The organism is [Erwinia] mediterraneensis (genome assembly GCF_900604315.1).
In the GTDB taxonomy this organism is placed as follows: Bacteria; Pseudomonadota; Gammaproteobacteria; order Enterobacterales; family Enterobacteriaceae; genus Pantoea; species Pantoea mediterraneensis_A.
In genome coordinates this window covers 2821575-2839088 of sequence record NZ_LR026978.1, presented here as the reverse complement: position 1 = coordinate 2839088, position 17514 = coordinate 2821575, and the positions used below count along the sequence as shown (strand labels likewise).

The 17514-nt window shown below is 56.2% G+C and carries 17 protein-coding genes; 9 read left to right on the top strand and 8 right to left on the bottom strand.

Features of this window, described 5'->3' with window-relative positions; all coding sequences use genetic code 11:
• The 4 genes from E0E17_RS13335 to mntR all read right to left on the bottom strand — a co-directional run bounded on the left by E0E17_RS13335 (position 1) and on the right by mntR (position 4503).
• Positions 1-1569 (bottom strand): DHA2 family efflux MFS transporter permease subunit, encoded by a 1569-nt coding sequence (locus tag E0E17_RS13335; protein WP_130834526.1) that lies wholly within the window; start codon positions 1567-1569, stop codon positions 1-3.
• Positions 1566-2720 carry an HlyD family secretion protein gene (locus E0E17_RS13330; RefSeq protein ID WP_130834525.1) on the bottom strand — a complete coding sequence of 385 codons (1155 nt, stop codon included), beginning with the start codon at positions 2718-2720 and terminating at the stop codon, positions 1566-1568. Before E0E17_RS13330 ends, E0E17_RS13335 begins: the two co-directional genes overlap by 4 nt.
• 197 nt (positions 2721-2917) lie before the next feature.
• Positions 2918-4024 (bottom strand): SLC13 family permease, encoded by a 1107-nt coding sequence (locus E0E17_RS13325; protein ID WP_130834524.1) that lies wholly within the window; start codon positions 4022-4024, stop codon positions 2918-2920.
• A 20-nt stretch (positions 4025-4044) separates the two neighbouring features.
• Positions 4045-4503, bottom strand: coding sequence for a manganese-binding transcriptional regulator MntR (mntR, locus tag E0E17_RS13320; RefSeq protein ID WP_130834523.1), 459 nt, complete (start codon positions 4501-4503; stop codon positions 4045-4047).
• A 265-nt stretch (positions 4504-4768) separates the two neighbouring features.
• On the opposite strand from mntR, the gene E0E17_RS13315 reads away from it, so the two are divergent.
• Positions 4769-4963, top strand: coding sequence for a hypothetical protein (locus E0E17_RS13315; RefSeq protein ID WP_130834522.1), 195 nt, complete (start codon positions 4769-4771; stop codon positions 4961-4963).
• Between the two features lie 223 nt (positions 4964-5186).
• Here E0E17_RS13315 and ompX read toward each other — a convergent pair whose 3' ends face one another.
• Positions 5187-5705: an outer membrane protein OmpX gene (ompX, locus tag E0E17_RS13310; RefSeq protein WP_130834521.1), complete on the bottom strand. Its 519-nt coding sequence runs from the start codon at positions 5703-5705 to the stop codon at positions 5187-5189.
• A 371-nt stretch (positions 5706-6076) separates the two neighbouring features.
• Between ompX and rhtA the strand changes: the two genes are divergently transcribed.
• The 6 genes from rhtA (at position 6077) to ybiO (ending at position 12750) form a co-directional block, all read left to right on the top strand.
• Positions 6077-6985, top strand: coding sequence for a threonine/homoserine exporter RhtA (rhtA, locus tag E0E17_RS13305; protein ID WP_130834520.1), 909 nt, complete (start codon positions 6077-6079; stop codon positions 6983-6985).
• 323 nt (positions 6986-7308) lie between these two features.
• A complete protein-coding gene (gene dps, locus E0E17_RS13300; RefSeq protein WP_130834519.1) occupies positions 7309-7812 on the top strand; it encodes a DNA starvation/stationary phase protection protein Dps in 504 nt (167 codons plus the stop codon).
• A gap of 302 nt (positions 7813-8114) precedes the next feature.
• Positions 8115-8861, top strand: coding sequence for a glutamine ABC transporter substrate-binding protein GlnH (glnH, locus tag E0E17_RS13295; RefSeq protein ID WP_130835548.1), 747 nt, complete (start codon positions 8115-8117; stop codon positions 8859-8861).
• 82 nt (positions 8862-8943) lie between these two features.
• Positions 8944-9603, top strand: coding sequence for a glutamine ABC transporter permease GlnP (gene glnP / locus E0E17_RS13290; protein WP_130834518.1), 660 nt, complete (start codon positions 8944-8946; stop codon positions 9601-9603).
• Positions 9600-10322: a glutamine ABC transporter ATP-binding protein GlnQ gene (gene glnQ, locus E0E17_RS13285; protein ID WP_130834517.1), complete on the top strand. Its 723-nt coding sequence runs from the start codon at positions 9600-9602 to the stop codon at positions 10320-10322. Before glnP ends, glnQ begins: the two co-directional genes overlap by 4 nt.
• A 142-nt stretch (positions 10323-10464) precedes the next feature.
• A complete protein-coding gene (ybiO, locus tag E0E17_RS13280; RefSeq protein ID WP_130834516.1) occupies positions 10465-12750 on the top strand; it encodes a mechanosensitive channel protein in 2286 nt (761 codons plus the stop codon).
• A gap of 12 nt (positions 12751-12762) precedes the next feature.
• Here the strand turns inward: ybiO and rlmF are convergent, their stop codons facing one another.
• Entirely contained in the window at positions 12763-13689 is a 927-nt protein-coding gene (gene rlmF / locus E0E17_RS13275; RefSeq protein ID WP_130834515.1) for a 23S rRNA (adenine(1618)-N(6))-methyltransferase RlmF, read from the bottom strand.
• Positions 13690-13835: 146 nt separating this feature from the next.
• On the opposite strand from rlmF, the gene E0E17_RS13270 reads away from it, so the two are divergent.
• Positions 13836-14468 carry a flavin reductase family protein gene (locus tag E0E17_RS13270; RefSeq protein ID WP_130834514.1) on the top strand — a complete coding sequence of 211 codons (633 nt, stop codon included), beginning with the start codon at positions 13836-13838 and terminating at the stop codon, positions 14466-14468.
• 30 nt (positions 14469-14498) lie between these two features.
• Here E0E17_RS13270 and hutI read toward each other — a convergent pair whose 3' ends face one another.
• Positions 14499-15740 carry an imidazolonepropionase gene (gene hutI / locus E0E17_RS13265; RefSeq protein WP_130834513.1) on the bottom strand — a complete coding sequence of 414 codons (1242 nt, stop codon included), beginning with the start codon at positions 15738-15740 and terminating at the stop codon, positions 14499-14501.
• Between the two features lie 300 nt (positions 15741-16040).
• On the opposite strand from hutI, the gene E0E17_RS13260 reads away from it, so the two are divergent.
• Positions 16041-16583: a HutD/Ves family protein gene (locus E0E17_RS13260; RefSeq protein WP_130834512.1), complete on the top strand. Its 543-nt coding sequence runs from the start codon at positions 16041-16043 to the stop codon at positions 16581-16583.
• On the opposite strand, the gene hutC is transcribed toward E0E17_RS13260, so the two are convergent.
• The gene (gene hutC, locus E0E17_RS13255) at positions 16567-17322 is read right to left on the bottom strand and encodes a histidine utilization transcriptional repressor HutC (protein WP_130834511.1); all 756 of its coding nucleotides are present in this window, start codon (positions 17320-17322) and stop codon (positions 16567-16569) included. The two genes, E0E17_RS13260 and hutC, sit on opposite strands and share 17 nt — an antisense overlap.
• Positions 17323-17514 lie beyond the last annotated feature (192 nt).

Sequence of the window (17514 nt, the reverse complement as noted above, 5' to 3'; positions counted from 1 at the left end):
TCAGTGTGCTCCTGCACTGCCTTCGCTCTTAATCGGCGACAGCAGCCAACAAAATGGAATCAAAATCACGGCTACAATACTCAGGCCCATAAAAACATCGATGTAAGCCAGAATGCGCGACTGCACAATCATCTCCTGATAGAGCTGACCGCTGGCCAGCGTCAGCGGATCGCCTACGGCCGAAGTGAAGTCGCGTATCGCCTGCGCCCACTGCTGCAGCGTGACGTTAAACTGTTCGTTCAGCGGTGACATGTTATGCACCATATGTGCCGAGCGTACCTGTTCACGTTCGGTGATCCCCGCAGTAGCCAGCGAAATGCCAATCGATCCCGCCACGTTACGGAACATAGTGAAGAGCGCGGAGGCATCCGCATTCAACCGTTGCGGGATGGTGATAAAGGCAATGGTGGTTAACGGCACGAACAGGAAGCCGAGCCCAATTGACTGCGCGCTGCGCATAAAGACCAGCGTTTTAAAATCGACATCAGGCGTCAGGCTGGTGGAATAGAGGAAAGCCAGCGCCAGACAAAAGAAACCGAAAGCGATGATATAACGCGTCTGCACTATCGGCATCAGTTTCAGCACCAGCGGGATGGTCAGCACGATAAGCACGGCGCCAGGGGATAACACCATTCCCGACCAGGTGGCGGTATAGCCCAGATCCTGCTGCGCCAGCTGCGGTAATACCACCGAGCTGCCGTAAAGGATCATTGCCATGCCCGCCATCAGTAACCCGGCGACCCAGAAGTTACGGTCCTTCAGGACCGTAATGTCGACCACCGGCTTGCGCGCATAGATCAGCCAGTAAATGGCGCCCACGATGCCAATCGCCGTCAACATAGCGAACAGGCGAATAAAGTGCGAAGCGAACCAGTCCTCATCTTCCCCGCGATCCAGCATCACCTGCAAACAGCCGAGCCCAAGGGTAATCAGACCGATCCCGATGTAATCGATCGTCAGCTTTCCGCGCGCCCATTTGCGCTCCCACGGCGGATCTTCCAGCAACTGATAGATCGCCAGCACGGTAAGAATGCCCACCGGCACATTGATAAAGAAGACCCAGCGCCAGCTGTAGTTATCGGTTATCCAGCCTCCCAGCGTCGGGCCGATCACCGGCGCGACGATAATGGCGATAGAGGAGAGACCAAAGGCTTTGCCGCGATCTTCTGGCTTAAAGTAATCAAGCAACACCGACTGCTGTACCGGTTGCAAGCCACCGCCAAAAAAGCCCTGCAGAATACGAAACAGGATAATCTGCCAGAGCTCAGTGGCGATGCCACAGAGAAACGAGCAGAGGGTAAACATCACGATGCAGATAAGGAAAAACTGTTTACGTCCGAACAGGCGCGAGAAAAAGGCGGAAATGGGCAGCACAATGCCGTTTGCCACCAGATAGGAGGTCAATACCCAGGTGGATTCGTCGTAGCTGGAGGAGAGCGTGCCGGCAATATGCGGCAGCGCCACGTTTACAATGGTGGTGTCGAGGATTTCCATAAACACCGCCAGGGTGACAGTTATCGCCACCAGCCACGGATTGCTGGCGGGCTGCCAGCTCTGGTTCTGGCTCATTTCACCGTGACCTTCGGCTCAACGGAGAGTCCCAGCGGCAGCGGACGATTCGGATCCAGCCCTTTATCGATCACAATCTTCACCGGGACGCGCTGCACGATTTTGACGAAGTTGCCGGTGGCGTTTTCCGCCGGGAAGGTAGAGAAGCGCGAACCTGAGCCCATCTGAATACTGTCGACATGGCCTTCCAGTTCCATATCGGGCCAGGCATCCACACTGATCGCCACCCTGTCGCCCGGATTCATGCGTGCCAGCTGCGATTCTTTAAAATTCGCCGTAATCCAGATATCTGGCGACACGAGAGAAAAGAGTGACGATCCCGCCTGCACCAGCGTGCCCAGCTGCACGTTGCGCTTAGTGACAAAGCCATCGTAAGGCGCACGTACCCGGGTATAAGAGAGATTCAGTTCAGCATTATTGAGCTGCGCCTGTGCCTGCGCCACCTGTTGCTGGCGCGCTTCAACATTCGTCTGCTGCAGACGGATTTGCAGCGCAACCTCAGAGGCCACCGCAACCTGCGCTTTGGCGCTTTGCAACTGCGCTTCTGCGGAACGTAACTGCGCCGCCGCGCTGTCGATATTGCGCTGTGAGGTGGCGCGCGGATCGACGCCGCGCTGACGGCGATAATCCGCCTGCGCATTCAGCAGGGCCGCCTGCGCGCGTGCCTGCTCAGCCCGCGCCTGGTCACGCTGTGCCGGATACTGCACGCGGGAGAGCGCCAGCTGCGCCTCGGCCTGATGCAGTTGCGCCTGTGCCAGCCCGAGCTGCGCCCGGGCCTGATCGCGCTGAGCCAGCGCATCGCGTGGATCAATCTCCACCAGCAGATCGCCCTTTTTTACCCGCTGGTTATCATTAACCAGCAGCTTCACCACATAGCCTGATACTTTGGGCGCGATGGTGACCGCCTCGCCTTCGGTAAAGGCGTCATCGGTGGTCTCTTCGTTACGGGTGCTGAACCAGAACCAGAAGCCCACCAGCAGCATTACCACGACCACAATAGCAAGGATAACAAGCGGCTTTTTGCCTGGCCGCTTACGCTCAGGCTCCTGGCTGTTTTGATCCTTTTGCTCCTGATTGTCACTGGCGTCGTTTTTATGATCTTCCTGGCGGCTGTCGCTGTTTTTTGACGATTTATTTTCAGTGTCGCTCATGATCTCTTCGCTGTCTGTGGCCCTGTTCCCGGGCGTAAAACGGTCAAATTAACCATAGATGGCAAACTGACAAATTCCACTGTTTCTTTACATAAGATTAAGAAAGGCGCATTTCCGGCCACTTAAGGCGGCAGGCGGGAGAAAAGAAGGGAAAAAATGGCAGGCAACAGAACGTCATTACGCCCTGCCGCCAGGAGTCAGCGTAGTTGTAACAGCAGCCAGCCGCCAGCCATCGCCCATAACAGCATCGGCACGGAGAAAAGATGAAAGCGCCACCAGACCTGGCGATCTTTCGCCATACGCAGGGCAATCAGATTCGCCAGGGAGCCAGGCAGCAGGCCGAAGCCGCCAATATTCACGGCCCAGGCCATGACCTCGCCGGGAGGAACCTTTTGCAACAGCAGAATAGTGGCGGGCACATTGCTGATCAGCTGCGACAGCCCCACCGCCAGCAGATAAAACTGCCCTTCACTCAGTTGTGGCAGTGCAGCAATGCCGTGCTGCAATACTGGCAAGCGCGTCAGCAGAAAGACATCAATAAACATCATAATGAATACCGCCAGCAGGCTCCAGTCGATACTCAGCAGTACCCGACGCGCCATCAGCAGATAGCAGACCGCGATCAGCAGCAGCGCCCAGAGGGTCAGTTTCATCTCCAGGGCAGCGACAAAGACGAGATAGAGCAGGACGCTGACCGCGAACAGCGGCTTTTCCCAGCGCTGCAGCGGCGGCTGCGGGTGACGTTCAATCTGCCGGGGAGAAAAAGAGAACCAGGTCAGCAGCAGCAATGAAACCAGCAGCAGCGTTGCCAGCGGCAGCATCTGCCAGATAAAGCCCGCCACGCTCAGCGAGCCCTGCGACCAGATCAAAATATTTTGTGGATTCCCCACCGGCGTCAGCAGGGAACCGGCATTCACCGCCAGCGCTTCGAAGATAATCAAACGTGAAATCGGCAATCGCGAGAATTTACGCAGCGTCAGTGTGAGCGGCACCAGAATGAACAGCGCCACGTCATTGGTTAAAAAGGTGGAGAGCAGTGCCGCGGTCGCCACCATAAACAGCGCCAGCGCACGTTCACGCCGGAAGCGCTGCATCAGCCGCCCGCCAGCAACGTCAAAATAGCCGCTTTTCTCCAGACCTTTGGTGAGCATCAGCAGACCTGCCAGCGTCACAATGGTATGCCAGTCGACAGCGGCAGGCAGTTGCTGCCAGCGGAAGTCGGCCAGCAGCAGCAAAACCACGCCGCAAGCTGCCAGCAGATGTAAAAGACGATCCTGCAAAAATGCGCGCAACAGAAATGACATAGCGCCGGAAGCCTTAACGGTTAGCGGCTTTCATAAAATTTCTGAAAGACGGCCAGCGTTTCATCGCTGACATGATGTTCAATCCCTTCTGAATCGCGACGTGCCGTCTCGGGGCTGATCCCCAGCGCCAGAAGAAACGTTTCGACAATATGGTGACGCGCCCGGCTCTCCTCCGCCAGCTTTTCTCCTTCCCGCGTCAGGAACACGCCGCGATAGGGCACCTGCTCAACCAGCCCTGCGCTGCTGAGACGTTTTAGCATTTTCGCTACTGTGGGCTGAGATACCCCTAAACGGGCCGCCATATCAACCTGGCGTGCCTCACCAAATTCCCGGATCAAATCAGAAATCAGTTCAACATAGTCGTCAATTAACTCCCGACGATGCGCCTCACGCACTTGTCGAAAACCTTCGACATGCTCTTCTATTTCTTTAAGCGGCCCCTGCGGGCTGGCTACAGCGCTTTTCGCACGACGACTCATTCAACTTCCTCTTTATAATACGCCGCACTGTACCTGCGATGCGGATTTGCTCGAGCACATTGTAAACCAGGCAGGAAGAAGCTCAAATTTTTCGTAAATAGCAGTCGCTAAAGGGTATAGCCAGTGCTATATTTGTTGATAATATCAGCAAACAGGCACTCAGCGGAATGCCGCGCTGCAGGATCGCTGAAGATCGTTGCTCCTGTTTTCTGTTTTGTTGCAAGGCTTTGACTGTTATTACCTCGTTACTGACCGGGAGGTTCCGATGAGCACAATGAAATGTTGCCTTGACTGTGGCAAGTGCTTTCAGGCTGAGAAGACAGCGCCAGCAATAGATGTGAAATCGCTGCTGTGCCTCTTTTCCCGTTCCCCTTTTGCCCTGCGTCTGATGTTGATTGAAAAGCTGGCCGGCAAAAAAATCGCTGAGCGCTCCTGCCCGAATCTGATCTGGCGCGGCTGAGTTTTCCCCGGCTGCGGCTTCAGCGTCCTTCTGTCAGGCGACAGAAGGCAAACTCTTCTGTGCTTCTTTTTCCCGATCTTTAAGCGACACCCCTGACTGGCTGCTGCGTATGCGTTTTGCTGCTGTCAGAGAGCCAGACGGGAAAAGCCGCATGTTCCGTATGCCGGAAACAGAAACGGCCCCAGAAGGGGCCGTTAATAAAACGGGTATGTCGGCGCTCAGATTAGAAGCTGTAGCCTACGCCCGCGATCCAGGTACCTACATCGACGTTACGGATACGGCTCTGCTCGTAACCTACGTCCAGCGCAACGTTTTCGATACCCAGGCTGTTAAACTGCAGACCAGCACCGTAGGAGAAACCTACATCGCTGGTGTCAGATTTATCACGTGACTGCTGGGCGTTCTGCTGGAATTTGCCGTAGCCAATACCTACTACGCCGTAGATGCTTGCCCAGTCGGTCAGACGGTAAACCGGACCACCGGTGATGCCGTAGTACTGGCCTTTGTTATAAACGCCAGATTCTGCGCGATCTTTCTCGGTATAGGTGAAAGAACCGATCCAGCCCAGCGGGTTAGATCCGTCTTCATAACGGTATTTCAGGTTGAAGCCGTTAGCTTTATTCGCGACGCCCTGCATATCGCTTTGAGCATAACCACCTGATACGGTGCTCTGCGCCATTGCGGAACCTGCAGAAACAGCCAGAACACAAGCCAGTGCTGAAAGACATGCAATTTTTTTCATAACCACCTCAAATGTGATAGTACTTCTCTCCTGACAACACTGAAAATATAACAAAAGTTAGCCAGAAACTCTGCCCGATTTTTGTTGTCTAACGAATTGTTTGGTGTAACAGAAAGTTAATGAAACTTCGTATGTCATTCTTTTTTCTTATAAAATCAGCGCTGTTTCACAAAATATTTTCTTCCCGCCATCCTGCCTTTTGAGTATATTCCTAAAGTAACCTGACATTTCTTTACTAAGCTGGCGCTAAAAGCGGCCAAAAATGCAGCAGCTTGCCTGAAAAGGGTCCTGGTACGCCTCTTCTTTTCGCGTTGAATCTATTACACTGGCAGCTTACTGCCTACCTTCACCCTGACAGGAATGATTACAGGATGTCTTCCCCCGTAAAAGCTACTTCATCGGCGCTGATCCCGGTGATTATTCTGCTGATCGCGATGCTGTCACTGCAGGGCGGCGCATCGCTGGCAAAATCGCTTTTTTCCCAGGTTGGCGCGCCCGGCATTACCGCCCTGCGTCTTGGCCTTGGCACCCTGATTCTCTGCCTGATTTTTAAACCCTGGCGACTACGCTTTACCCGGGCGCAACGCGTTCCTTTACTGATGTACGGACTGGCGCTGGGCTGTATGAACTATCTGTTCTATTTGTCGATCCGCACCGTGCCGCTGGGAGTCGCGGTTGGGCTGGAGTTTATCGGGCCGCTGGCGCTGGCGCTGCTGGGTTCGCGCCGTGCGCTGGATTTTATCTGGATCGTACTGGCTGTGACTGGCCTGTGGTTTCTTTTGCCCTTTGGTCAGGAAGTATCGCATATTGATCCCCTGGGGGCGGCGCTGGCGGTGGGCGCTGGCCTGTGCTGGGCCTGTTATATTGTTGCCGGCCAGCGCGCCGGGGCCAGCCACGGACCGGCAACGGTAGCGTTAGGCTCGCTGATTGCGTCCATAATTTTTGTTCCGCTGGGCTTAACCTTTGCCGAGCCCGGTATCTGGCAGTGGAGCGTGCTGCCTGTGGCGTTGCTGGTGGCGCTGCTCTCCAGCGCCCTGCCCTACTCACTGGAAATGGTGGCGCTGACGCGTCTTCCTGCACGTATTTTTGGCACTCTGATGAGTCTGGAACCGGCCATGGCTGCGCTGTCAGGGATGCTGTTTCTCGGCGAAACGCTGCACGCGATTCAGTGGCTGGCGCTGCTGGCAATTATCATCGCTTCCGCCGGTGCCACGCTGACCATGAAACCCAAAAAGGCGGTACTGGAAGCGGTAGAAATTAGCGCTTCGCAGCAAAAATAAGAGGCTTCAGCCTGACGGTACTTCAGGCTGAATAGCGATCCTTTAATCATTTTACTTATTTCTCTACTGAATTTAGCGTACACGTTATTATTTTGAAACAAACAGATAACGCCCGTGGCAATTTAAAAATAAAACTTTATTTTCATTGGGTTACCAATAATTTTTTTACTGACATTACGGATTAGCGCTATATTTTTCAGTCAAACAGGCGCTGACAGATCTCCTATTTCTGTTATTGCCCATTCCTTTACTCCTGCTCAGACAATGCTGCTATACTTATTTCCGTGCTTGATTAGGAAACCCATCAACAGAGGACTGAAACGATGAGTACCGCAAAACTGGTTAAAACTAATTCTACCGATCTGATTTACACCCGTAATGACGTGGCAGAGAACGATAAAAAAGCCACAATCGAGGTGCTCAACCGTCTGGTTGTGGAATTTATCGACCTGTCATTGATTACTAAGCAGGCGCACTGGAACATGCGTGGTGGCAACTTTATCGGTGTACATGAAATGCTGGACGGTTTCCGTACCGCCATCACTGATCACCAGGACACCATGGCAGAGCGTGTTGTACAGCTGGGCGGCGTAGCGCTGGGTACTACCCAGGTGGTTAACGATCGTACCCCGCTACAGAGTTATCCGCTGAACATCCACAGCGTCCAGGATCATCTGAAAGCGCTGGCTGATCGTTACGGTCTGGTGGCTAACGATGTGCGTAAAGCGATTTCGGAAGTGAAAGATGAAGATACCGCTGATATCTTTACCGCAGCTTCCCGCGACCTGGATAAATTCCTGTGGTTTATCGAAGCAAACATCGAGTAACAGTCGTTAGTGACGGCAAAAAACTGGCGGGGCAACCCCGCCTTTTTTATGCCCGCCGCACCACCAGTCTTCTGCTTTTGCCCCAGGGTTCCTGCACTTAGTGCGTCATACAGGCGTGCTTTCCTGGCGCGACGCCTCATTTCCGCCCGCCAAAAGAGGGCAAGCCATTATCTTTTTTTCCTCGCTGTGGTATTTATATTCTTAACCTGGTGAATTTTCTGAAAATGAAAATCTGGCATCAGATTTTCACAGGATGAAAGTCACTTCAGGTAAATCAGCCTGCAAGGTAATAAGGAATAATGATGAAGTCACTGTTAAAAGTTTCCCTGGCCGCGCTGGCGCTGGCCTGTTCGCTCTCCTCCACTGCAGCAGAGAAAAAGCTGATCGTAGCTACCGACACCGCTTTTGTCCCTTTCGAATTTAAGCAGGGCGATAAATATGTCGGTTTTGATATCGATCTGTGGGACGCCATTGCGAAAGAACTCAAGCTCGAATACAGCCTGAAGCCGATGGATTTCAGCGGAATTATCCCGGCGCTGCAGACGCGTAACGTTGACCTGGCGCTGGCGGGTATCACCATCACTGAAGAACGTAAAAAAGCGATCGATTTCTCTGATGGCTACTACAAAAGCGGTCTGCAGGTGATGGTGCGCGCCAATGAAGAAAACATCAAAAGCGTTGATGATCTGAACGGCAAAGTGCTGGCGGTAAAGAGCGGCACCGGCTCGGTGGACTACGCGAAGGAGCACATCAAAACCAAAGATCTGCGTCAGTTTCCGAATATCGATAACGCCTATATGGAACTGGGCACCAACCGTGCTGATGCGGTGCTGCACGATACGCCCAATATTCTCTATTTTATCCATACCGCAGGTAAAGGACGCTTTAAAGCGGTTGGCGATGCGATTGAAGCGCAGCAGTATGGCGTCGCTTTCCCGAAAGGCAGCGACGATCTGCGTGATAAGGTGAACGGCGCGTTGAAAACCCTGCGTGAGAACGGCACCTATAACACCCTCTATAAAAAATGGTTCGGCAGCGAACCCAAATAATATTCTGGCCACTGGCCTTTTGCGCAGGGACAGCCATGTCCCTGCCTTTTCCATTGCAACATAAGTATTCTGGAGTAACACCATGGAGTTCGACTGGAGCGTAATCTGGCCAGCACTGCCCCTGCTGCTGGAAGGCGCGAAGATGACCCTGCTGATTTCTGTGCTCGGTCTGATTGGTGGCCTGATTATCGGCGTGGTTGCAGGTTTTGCCCGCGCCTACGGCGGCTGGATCACCAATAACATTGCGCTGGTTTTCATTGAGCTGATCCGCGGCACCCCGATTGTGGTGCAGGTAATGTTTATCTATTTCGCCTTGCCGATGGCCATTCCCGATCTGCGTATCGACCCTTTTACCGCGGCCGTGGTCACTATCATGATCAACTCCGGCGCCTATATTGCGGAAATTACGCGCGGCGCGGTGCTCTCCATCCATAAAGGTTTTCGCGAAGCGGGTCTGGCGCTCGGCCTCTCCCGGCGTGAAACTCTGCGCTATGTAATTATGCCGCTGGCGCTGCGCCGTATGTTACCCCCGCTGGGCAACCAGTGGATCGTCAGCATCAAGGATACTTCGCTGTTTATCGTTATTGGCGTTGCCGAACTGACCCGCCAGGGCCAGGAGATCATTGCCGGTAACTTCCGGGCGCTGGAAATCTGGAGTGCCGTTGCGGTGATCTACCTGGTGATTACGCTGGTGTTGAGCTACGTGCTGCGCCGTATTGAGAAAAGGGCGAAAATCCTGTGATTGAATTTAAAAATGTCTCCAAGCACTTCGGCAAAACTCAGGTGCTGCACAACATTAATCTGAAGATTAATCAGGGCGAAGTCGTGGTGATTATCGGGCCATCCGGTTCCGGCAAGTCTACCCTGCTGCGCTGCATCAACAAGCTGGAAGAGATTACCGCAGGTGAACTGATTGTTGACGGTCTGAAAGTGAACGACCCCAACGTTGATGAGCGCCTGATCCGCCAGGAAGCGGGCATGGTGTTTCAGCAATTCCATCTTTTCCCGCAAATGAGCGCGCTGGATAACGTGGCTTTCGGCCCGATTCGCGTACGCGGGGCTAAAAAAGAGGAGGCGCACAAGCAGGCGCGTGAGCTGCTGGCAAAAGTGGGACTGGCGGAGCGTGCCCATCACTTCCCGTCTGAACTCTCCGGCGGGCAGCAGCAGCGTGTCGCCATCGCCCGTGCGCTGGCGGTGAAGCCCAAAATGATGCTGTTTGATGAGCCCACCTCGGCGCTCGATCCGGAACTGCGTCATGAAGTCCTGAAGGTCATGCAGAACCTGGCGGAAGAAGGTATGACTATGGTGATTGTTACCCATGAGGTGGGCTTTGCCCGCGAGGTGGCTTCACGACTGATTTTCATCGATAAAGGCACCATTGCGGAAGATGGCGATCCCCATACGTTAATCTCTAATCCGCCCAGTGATCGTCTGCGCGAGTTCCTGCAGCACGTTTCCTGATACTCCGCCGGGCCGCGACTGTCGGCCCGGCGCGTTTCTCTCTCACAGGCCTGCGCCTCCCCCTGCGCTTATCCCCTTTCGCAGTCAATCCACGACTATACTTTCCCTCTTGCGCTGTTTGCGCGTTGCCATGGGGTATGCTATGTCTTCAGCCGGTTTACGCCCGTACGCTTTATTACGGGGGATAGTGCTCTGCATCGCGGTTATCGCGAGTATGCTGCCTGCGGCACATGCCGTGACGCTGCCGCAGGCAGCAGTGGCTGCCAGTCAGCCAGCCGCGCCAGACGGCACAAAAGCCACTAAAGCGCCGGGCCTGGAGGAGAAAAAAGCGGCTTATGCGGCGCTGGCGAACATTCTGGAAAACGATCAGTCACGTCAGGAACTGATTGAGCAGCTACGCAGCGCGGCCGCCAGCCCCTCAGCCAGTACGGAACCGGTGTTATCCCCGCCCGAGGCGGAGCCCGAAGAGAAAACCGTGCTGCAGGGCGTCACCGAGGTGACGCGCCAGTATGGCGGCAAAGTGGCGCAACAATTTATGCGCCTGCACCACAATATTGTCTATGCGCCGCATAAGGCCTTTAACGAAAAGACCTTTGTTAACGCCCTGAACCACTTTCTGGTACTGGCGCTGGCGCTGTTTGCTTTTTACTGGCTGATACGCGGCCTGATGTATCCGATCTATCGCCAGCTTGGTCGCTGGGGACGGCAGTACAGCTGCGAGCGCCCCAGCTGGTTTCCCCTGCCCGTCGCCATCGCTACCGCGTTTATTATTGATCTGCTGCTGCTGGCCCTGGCGCTGTTTGTTGGTCAGCTCGTCAGCGATAATACGCACGGCGGCAACCGCACCATCGCCAGGCAGCAGGGCCTGTTTCTGAACGCCTTTGCCCTGATTGAGTTTTTTAAAGCGGTGCTGCGTCTGATTTTTTGCCCGCGCTTTCCCGCGCTGCGTTTTTTTCGTCTCAGCGACCAGCGCGCCCGCTACTGGAACACCCGTCTCAGCTGGCTGAGTGGGATTATTGGTTATGGCCTGCTGGTGATCGTCCCCATTGTCTCCAGTCAGGTGAATGTTCAGGTCTCGTCCCTGGTTAACATGGTGATTATGGGTCTGATGACCAGCTGGGCGCTGTGGCTGATCTTCCATAACAAGCGCGCTATCCGCCAGGCACTGCTCGCGCTGGCTGACCGCTCGCTGGCCTTTTTCGCCCTGTTTATTCGCGCCTTTGCCACCGTCTGGCACTGGCTGGCGAGCGCCTATTTTATCGCCCTCTTCCTCTTCTCGATTTTTAACCCGGGGGACAGCCTGAAATTTATGATGTCCGCCACGGTGCGTAGCCTGGCGATCATCGGTATCGCGGCGATGATCTCGGGTGTGCTGTCGCGCTGGATTGCCAGGACCATTATTCTGTCGCCGGAACTGAGGCGTAACTATCCGGAGCTGCAGAAGCGCGTGAATGGCTGGGTAGCGATGCTGCTGAAGCTGGCACGTATTCTGACGGTATTTGCCGCACTGCTGCTGTTGCTTAATGCCTGGAACCTGTTCGATCTCTGGCACTGGCTGACCGCCGGAGCCGGGGAACGGCTGGTGGATATCCTGATCAGGATCATCATGATCTTGCTGCTCTCTGCGGTGGGCTGGACACTGCTTGCCAGCCTGATTGAGAGCCGTCTCGCCTCAGATGCTCATGGCCGTCCGATGCCCAGCGCCCGTACGCGTACGCTGCTGACTCTGTTCCGTAACGCGCTGGCGGTGGTGATCAGCACCATCACCATTATGATTCTGCTCTCTGAGATTGGCGTGAATATTGCCCCGTTGCTGGCAGGTGCCGGAGCGCTGGGACTGGCCGTATCGTTCGGCTCCCAGACGCTGGTGAAAGATATTATTACCGGCATTTTTATCCAGTTTGAAAATGGTATGAACACCGGCGATCTGGTGACCATTGGCGCTATTACCGGCACCGTCGAGCGCATGTCGATTCGTTCCGTGGGCGTACGCCAGGATACCGGGGCGTATCACATCATTCCCTGGTCCTCGATTACCACGTTCGCCAACTTTGTGCGCGGGATCGGCTCTTTTGTGGCGAATTATGATGTGGATCGCGATGAAGATGCCGAACGCGCCAATAATGCGCTACGCGCGGCGGTGAAAGAGCTGCTGGAGAATGAGGAGATCCGTGCCATGGTGATTGGCGAACCCGGTTTTGCCGGCCTGGTCGGGTTAAACAATCAGGCTTTTACCGTGCGTGTTACCTTTACCACCCAGCCGCTGAAGCAGTGGACGGTGCGTTTTGCGCTGGATGATAAGGTGAAAAAACATTTCGACGCGGCCGGAATTAAAACGCCCCGCCAGCGGGTGGAAGTGGTTTCCCCTGGCGGTAACGCGCCAGCGCCTGGCAGCGACGGCGTGATTGCCCTGCCGCCGCCGGAATAAGCGGCGCGCTAACTAAGGCGTCAGATAACGGGCGCGGGTGGCCTGCGGCATAAAGCTCCAGGCAAGGAAACGGCTCTGCTTTTGCCCCTGCGCCATGTCGATGATGCGTACGTCGCTGACCGGCAGCGCCTTCAGTGCGTCACGCAGGGCGGGCAGATTCTCTTTACGCGATACCAGCGAAGTAAACCAGACACACTGGCGGGCGAAATCTGCGCTTTCGCGGATCATCTGCCCGATAAATGCCGTTTCGCCGCCCTCGCACCACAGCTCATTGTGCTGACCGCCAAAGTTAAGCGGCGTGGTGGTTTTCAGACCGAGATTGCGCGTTTTGCGCCGGGTAACCTCCTGCGCTTCAGCAGCGGAGGCGTGAAACGGCGGATTACACAGGGTAGCGTGATAAAACTCGTTCTTGTGGATAATGCCATGAAAAATGGCACCCGCCTGCTTCTGCCGCCGCAGACGGATATTGCGCTGCAGACCCGGATTGGCGTGAACAATGGCGTTTGCGGCCTTCAGCGCCTCGTCAGAAATATCGGTTCCGGTAAAGCGCCAGCCATATTCCGCCTGGCCAATCAGCGGATAGATGCAGTTGGCGCCACAGCCAATATCGAGCAGGTCCGCCTGACGCGGGATCGCGCCCTTGCCATCGCTTGCCAGCAGATCTGCCAGATGGTGAATATAATCCGCCCGTCCCGGCACCGGCGGGCAGAGAAAGCCCGGTGCCAGCTGCCACTCCAGCTGATAGAAATGTTTTAACAGCGCCTGATTCAGTAGCAGTACCGCGTCAGGATCGGCAAAATCGATCGACAGCGCGCCCCAGCCGTTGGGCCGGACCTTCGCGGCCAGCGGCGGATGGGCGGCGGTCAGGGCGGCAAAATCGTATTCGCCCTGATGACGATTTCGCGGATGAAAAAGGGGTCTGGCGGTGGGCTTGTTCATGGCTTCTCTCAGATTAACGCGGCGCGCGTAAGATACCGATTCCGCGTCGGGAAATAAACCCGCACAAAGCGCTTACCTGCTGCAACGCTTCTCACCGGATGCTGAGCAGCTATTATAACTGCCTGTTTCTCTACTCAGGAGACGTCATGACGCGTCAACGCTACTCTTATCAGCCTCGCGCAGGTCACGGTTTGCCGCACGATCCGCTCAATGCCATTATCGGCCCACGTCCTATTGGCTGGATTAGCTCAGTCAGCGCCAGCGGCGTACGCAACCTGGCGCCTTACAGCTTTTTTAACTGTTTCAACTACCATCCGCCGATCATTGGCTTTTCCAGCACCGGCTGGAAAGATAGCGTACGGAATATTCAGGAGACCGGCGTTTTTGTCTGGAATCTGGCGACACGACCGCTGGCGGAAGCGATGAACGAAAGCTCCGCCTCAGTGCCCGCCGATCAGGATGAGTTTGTCCTGGCTGGTCTGACGCCTCTGCCTGCCACACAGGTGGCGGCGAGCCTGGTGGCTGAAAGTCCGGTGAATTTCGAGTGTCGGCTGACGCAATGTATCCAGCTGCAGGATGCGCAGGGCGGGAAGATCGACAGCTGGCTGGTGCTGGGCGAAGCGGTAGCGATTCATATCGACGAAGCGCTGCTGGAAGCGGGTATCTATCAGACCGCCCGGGCGCAGCCTATCCTGCGCGCGGGCGGCCCCTCCGCCTACTATGGCATCAGTGAGGAGCAGCGCTTCGATCTGGTACGCCCGGACGCCCGTAAATCCTGATAGCGCTTCACGCCCTGCTTTTGCGGGGCGTTAATCCGCCATCGCCGACAGCGGCCATTGCGCACGCCCCCGGTAGACCACCTTACAGGGCAGCTCACCGCCCAGCCAGTAAGCCAGTTCGGCCGGGCGCGCCAGCGACCAGTGTACAAAATTCGCCACTTTTCCCGCTTCCAGCGAACCGTGGGTTTTTTCCAGCCCCAGCGCCTTTGCCCCCCATAAAGTGACGCCCGCCAGCGCCTCCTCCGGCGTCAGACCAAACAGGGTGCAGCCCATATTCAGCATCAGACGCAGCGAGAGCGCAGGCGAAGTGCCGGGATTGGCGTCACTCGCCAGCGCCATCGGAACGCCGTAACGACGGAACAGCGTCACCGGTGGCCGCTGCGTTTCCCGTAACAGGTAGAAAGCCCCCGGCAGCAGCACCGCGACTGTGCCCCCGGCCGCCATCGCCTGCACATCGCTCTCCTGCGCATATTCCAGATGATCGGCGGAAAGCGCGCCATAACGCGCCGCCAGCGCCGCGCCGCCCTGTGCGGAGAGCTGTTCCGCATGCAGTTTCAGCGGCAGCCCGAGCGCCTGCGCCGCTTTAAATACCTCTTCAACCTGCCGGGGCGAAAAGGCCAGATGTTCACAGAAGGCGTCAACCGCATCCGCCAGTCCCTCCTGCTGCACGCGGGGTAACAAGTGTTCGCAGATCAGCCTGACCCAGCCCTGCGGATCCTGTTTAAACTCGGGCGGGAAGCCGTGTGCGGCAAGACAGGTTGCGCGCACATCCGCCGGCACCGTGGCGGCCAGCTGGCGAATAGCGCGCAGCATGCGCAGTTCGCTCTCCTCATCCAGCCCGTAACCCGATTTGATCTCAACCGTAGTCACTCCTTCCGCCAGCAGGCGCGTCAGACGCCTGCTGGCGGACGCCACCAGCGCCTCCTCTGAGGCGGCGCGCGTGGCGCGTACGGTGGAGAGGATGCCGCCGCCCTGCGCGGCGATCTCAGCATAGCTGACGCCGTTCAGTCGCTGCTCAAACTCCTGGCTGCGATCGCCGCCAAACACCAGATGGGTATGACAATCCACCAGCCCGGGTGTGATAATACCGCCACGAAACATGATGCGGCGCGCCGCATTAAAAGCGGGCATCGCCGCGCGCGGACCGACCCAGACGATCTGCTCTCCACGCACCGCAATCACACCATCGTTAATCAGCTGGTATTTCCCCTCCCGCATGGTGACCAGATCGGCCCCCAGCCAGAGTGTGTCGACGCCGTATTCCTCGCTCATTACGCCTCCTGGTTGCGCCCCGTCGGCGGCAGCGCGCTAAAGTCTGTATATGTATATACAACCATGCCGTTACCGGATCAACCGTGGCCGCTTTTTATCGGGTCGGAAACGCCGCGAGGGACTGATCCTGCTGATGCCGTTTGCGCTGCCTCAGTGCGCCACGGAGACGCCTTCTATTTAATTGATCCGGCAGTAAAAAATGCGCCATGATTCGCTTGCCGACAGCCAGCAACGCCCGGTAAGCTGAAGAGAGAGCGGGCGGCGTACCGCTCGCGGTACAGAGGCAGTGGAGTCGTTACGATGAGAGAAGTTTACCGTTATCAGGATCTACCGGTCAGTCGCTGGCGCAATGGCGGTGGCGAGACACGCGAGATTATCAGCTTTCCGCCGGGTGCCGCGGAATTTGCCTGGCGCGCCAGTATCGCCACCCTGGCCGCAGATGGACCCTTCTCACGCTTCCCGGCGATCGATCGGGTAATTACGCTGCTCAATGGTGACCCTGTCACCTTAACCGGTGAGGGTACAGAACATCGTCTGCTGCCACTCCAGCCCTGGGCGTTTGCCGGTGAGCTGGCGCTTGCGGCACAGCTTAGCGGCGGCCCCAGCGAAGATTTTAACATCATGACGCGACGCGACAGCTGGCGCAGTAGCGTCAGCATCACTGATGAAGCGCAGCAGAGCGTGCACGGGGTCTGCTGGATAGTCGCGGGACGCTGGCTGCTGGATGATGCGCAGCCGCTCGGGCAGCATCAGGGGGCCTGGTGGTGCGATGAAACAACGCGTCTGAACCCGGCGAGTCACGATGCCCGCATGCTGTTTGTGGAACTCAACCGTGTCCCTTAAAACGCCCCAGCAGCTTATAGCGCGAGCCGGGATAGAGTAGCCGCGCATAGGTCACGATTTTATTATCGCTCCAGGTCTGACGGCGGATCAGCAAACAGGGCTCATGTTCATCCAGCGCCAGATGCTTACGCTGGCGGGCATCCGGTAGCACCGCTTCGACAATATGCTCTCCGGCGGTAAGCGGCGCAACGCGCATCAGATAGGTGTAAGGCGTCTGGCTGTGATAATCCTGGCTCAGGTAATCAGGAGCTACCAGCGGATTAACCAGACGATCCTCCAGCTGCACCGGCAGCTCATTTTCATAATGCACAATCAGCGAATGGAAAATGGTCTGCCCGGTGGCTAATCCCAGCACCGCCGCCTGCTCCGGATCGGCTTTGATCTGTCCCAGCGACAGAATCTGACTGCTGTGACGATGGCCTCGCTGGGCAATTTCATCGGCAATATTGTGCACTTCCAGCATCGCCGTGTAGCCTTTCATCTCTGCCACAAAGGTCCCCACCCCCTGCATGCGTACCAGAAAGCCTTCGCTGGTGAGTTCGCGCAAGGCGCGATTGATTGTCATCCGACTGACACCCAGTTCGTTTACCAGTTCGCTCTCGGAGGGAACACGCTGATTCGCTTTCCAGTGGCCGTCACGAATCTGGCTGATGATGGCCTGTTTAACACGCTGATAGATGGGCGCAGGCTCATTGCTCATGGCTGCCGCCAGTTGTGCCACTGCCGTCTGCTCGACCATATCCTTTTCCTCTTCTTCTCCTGAAACAGTGCTGAGTTTACTGTCCCGGCCTGTAGATGTATATACATGCGCGTAGCGTAGCCGCCTGCTCAGGGTGCATAGTCTGCGCGCTGCTGGTGCAAGCGCTGCGCGGCCTGGCGCTGCGCAGCGGCGTTTTACCCGGCACATCAATTTGTGATCAATCTGGCATAG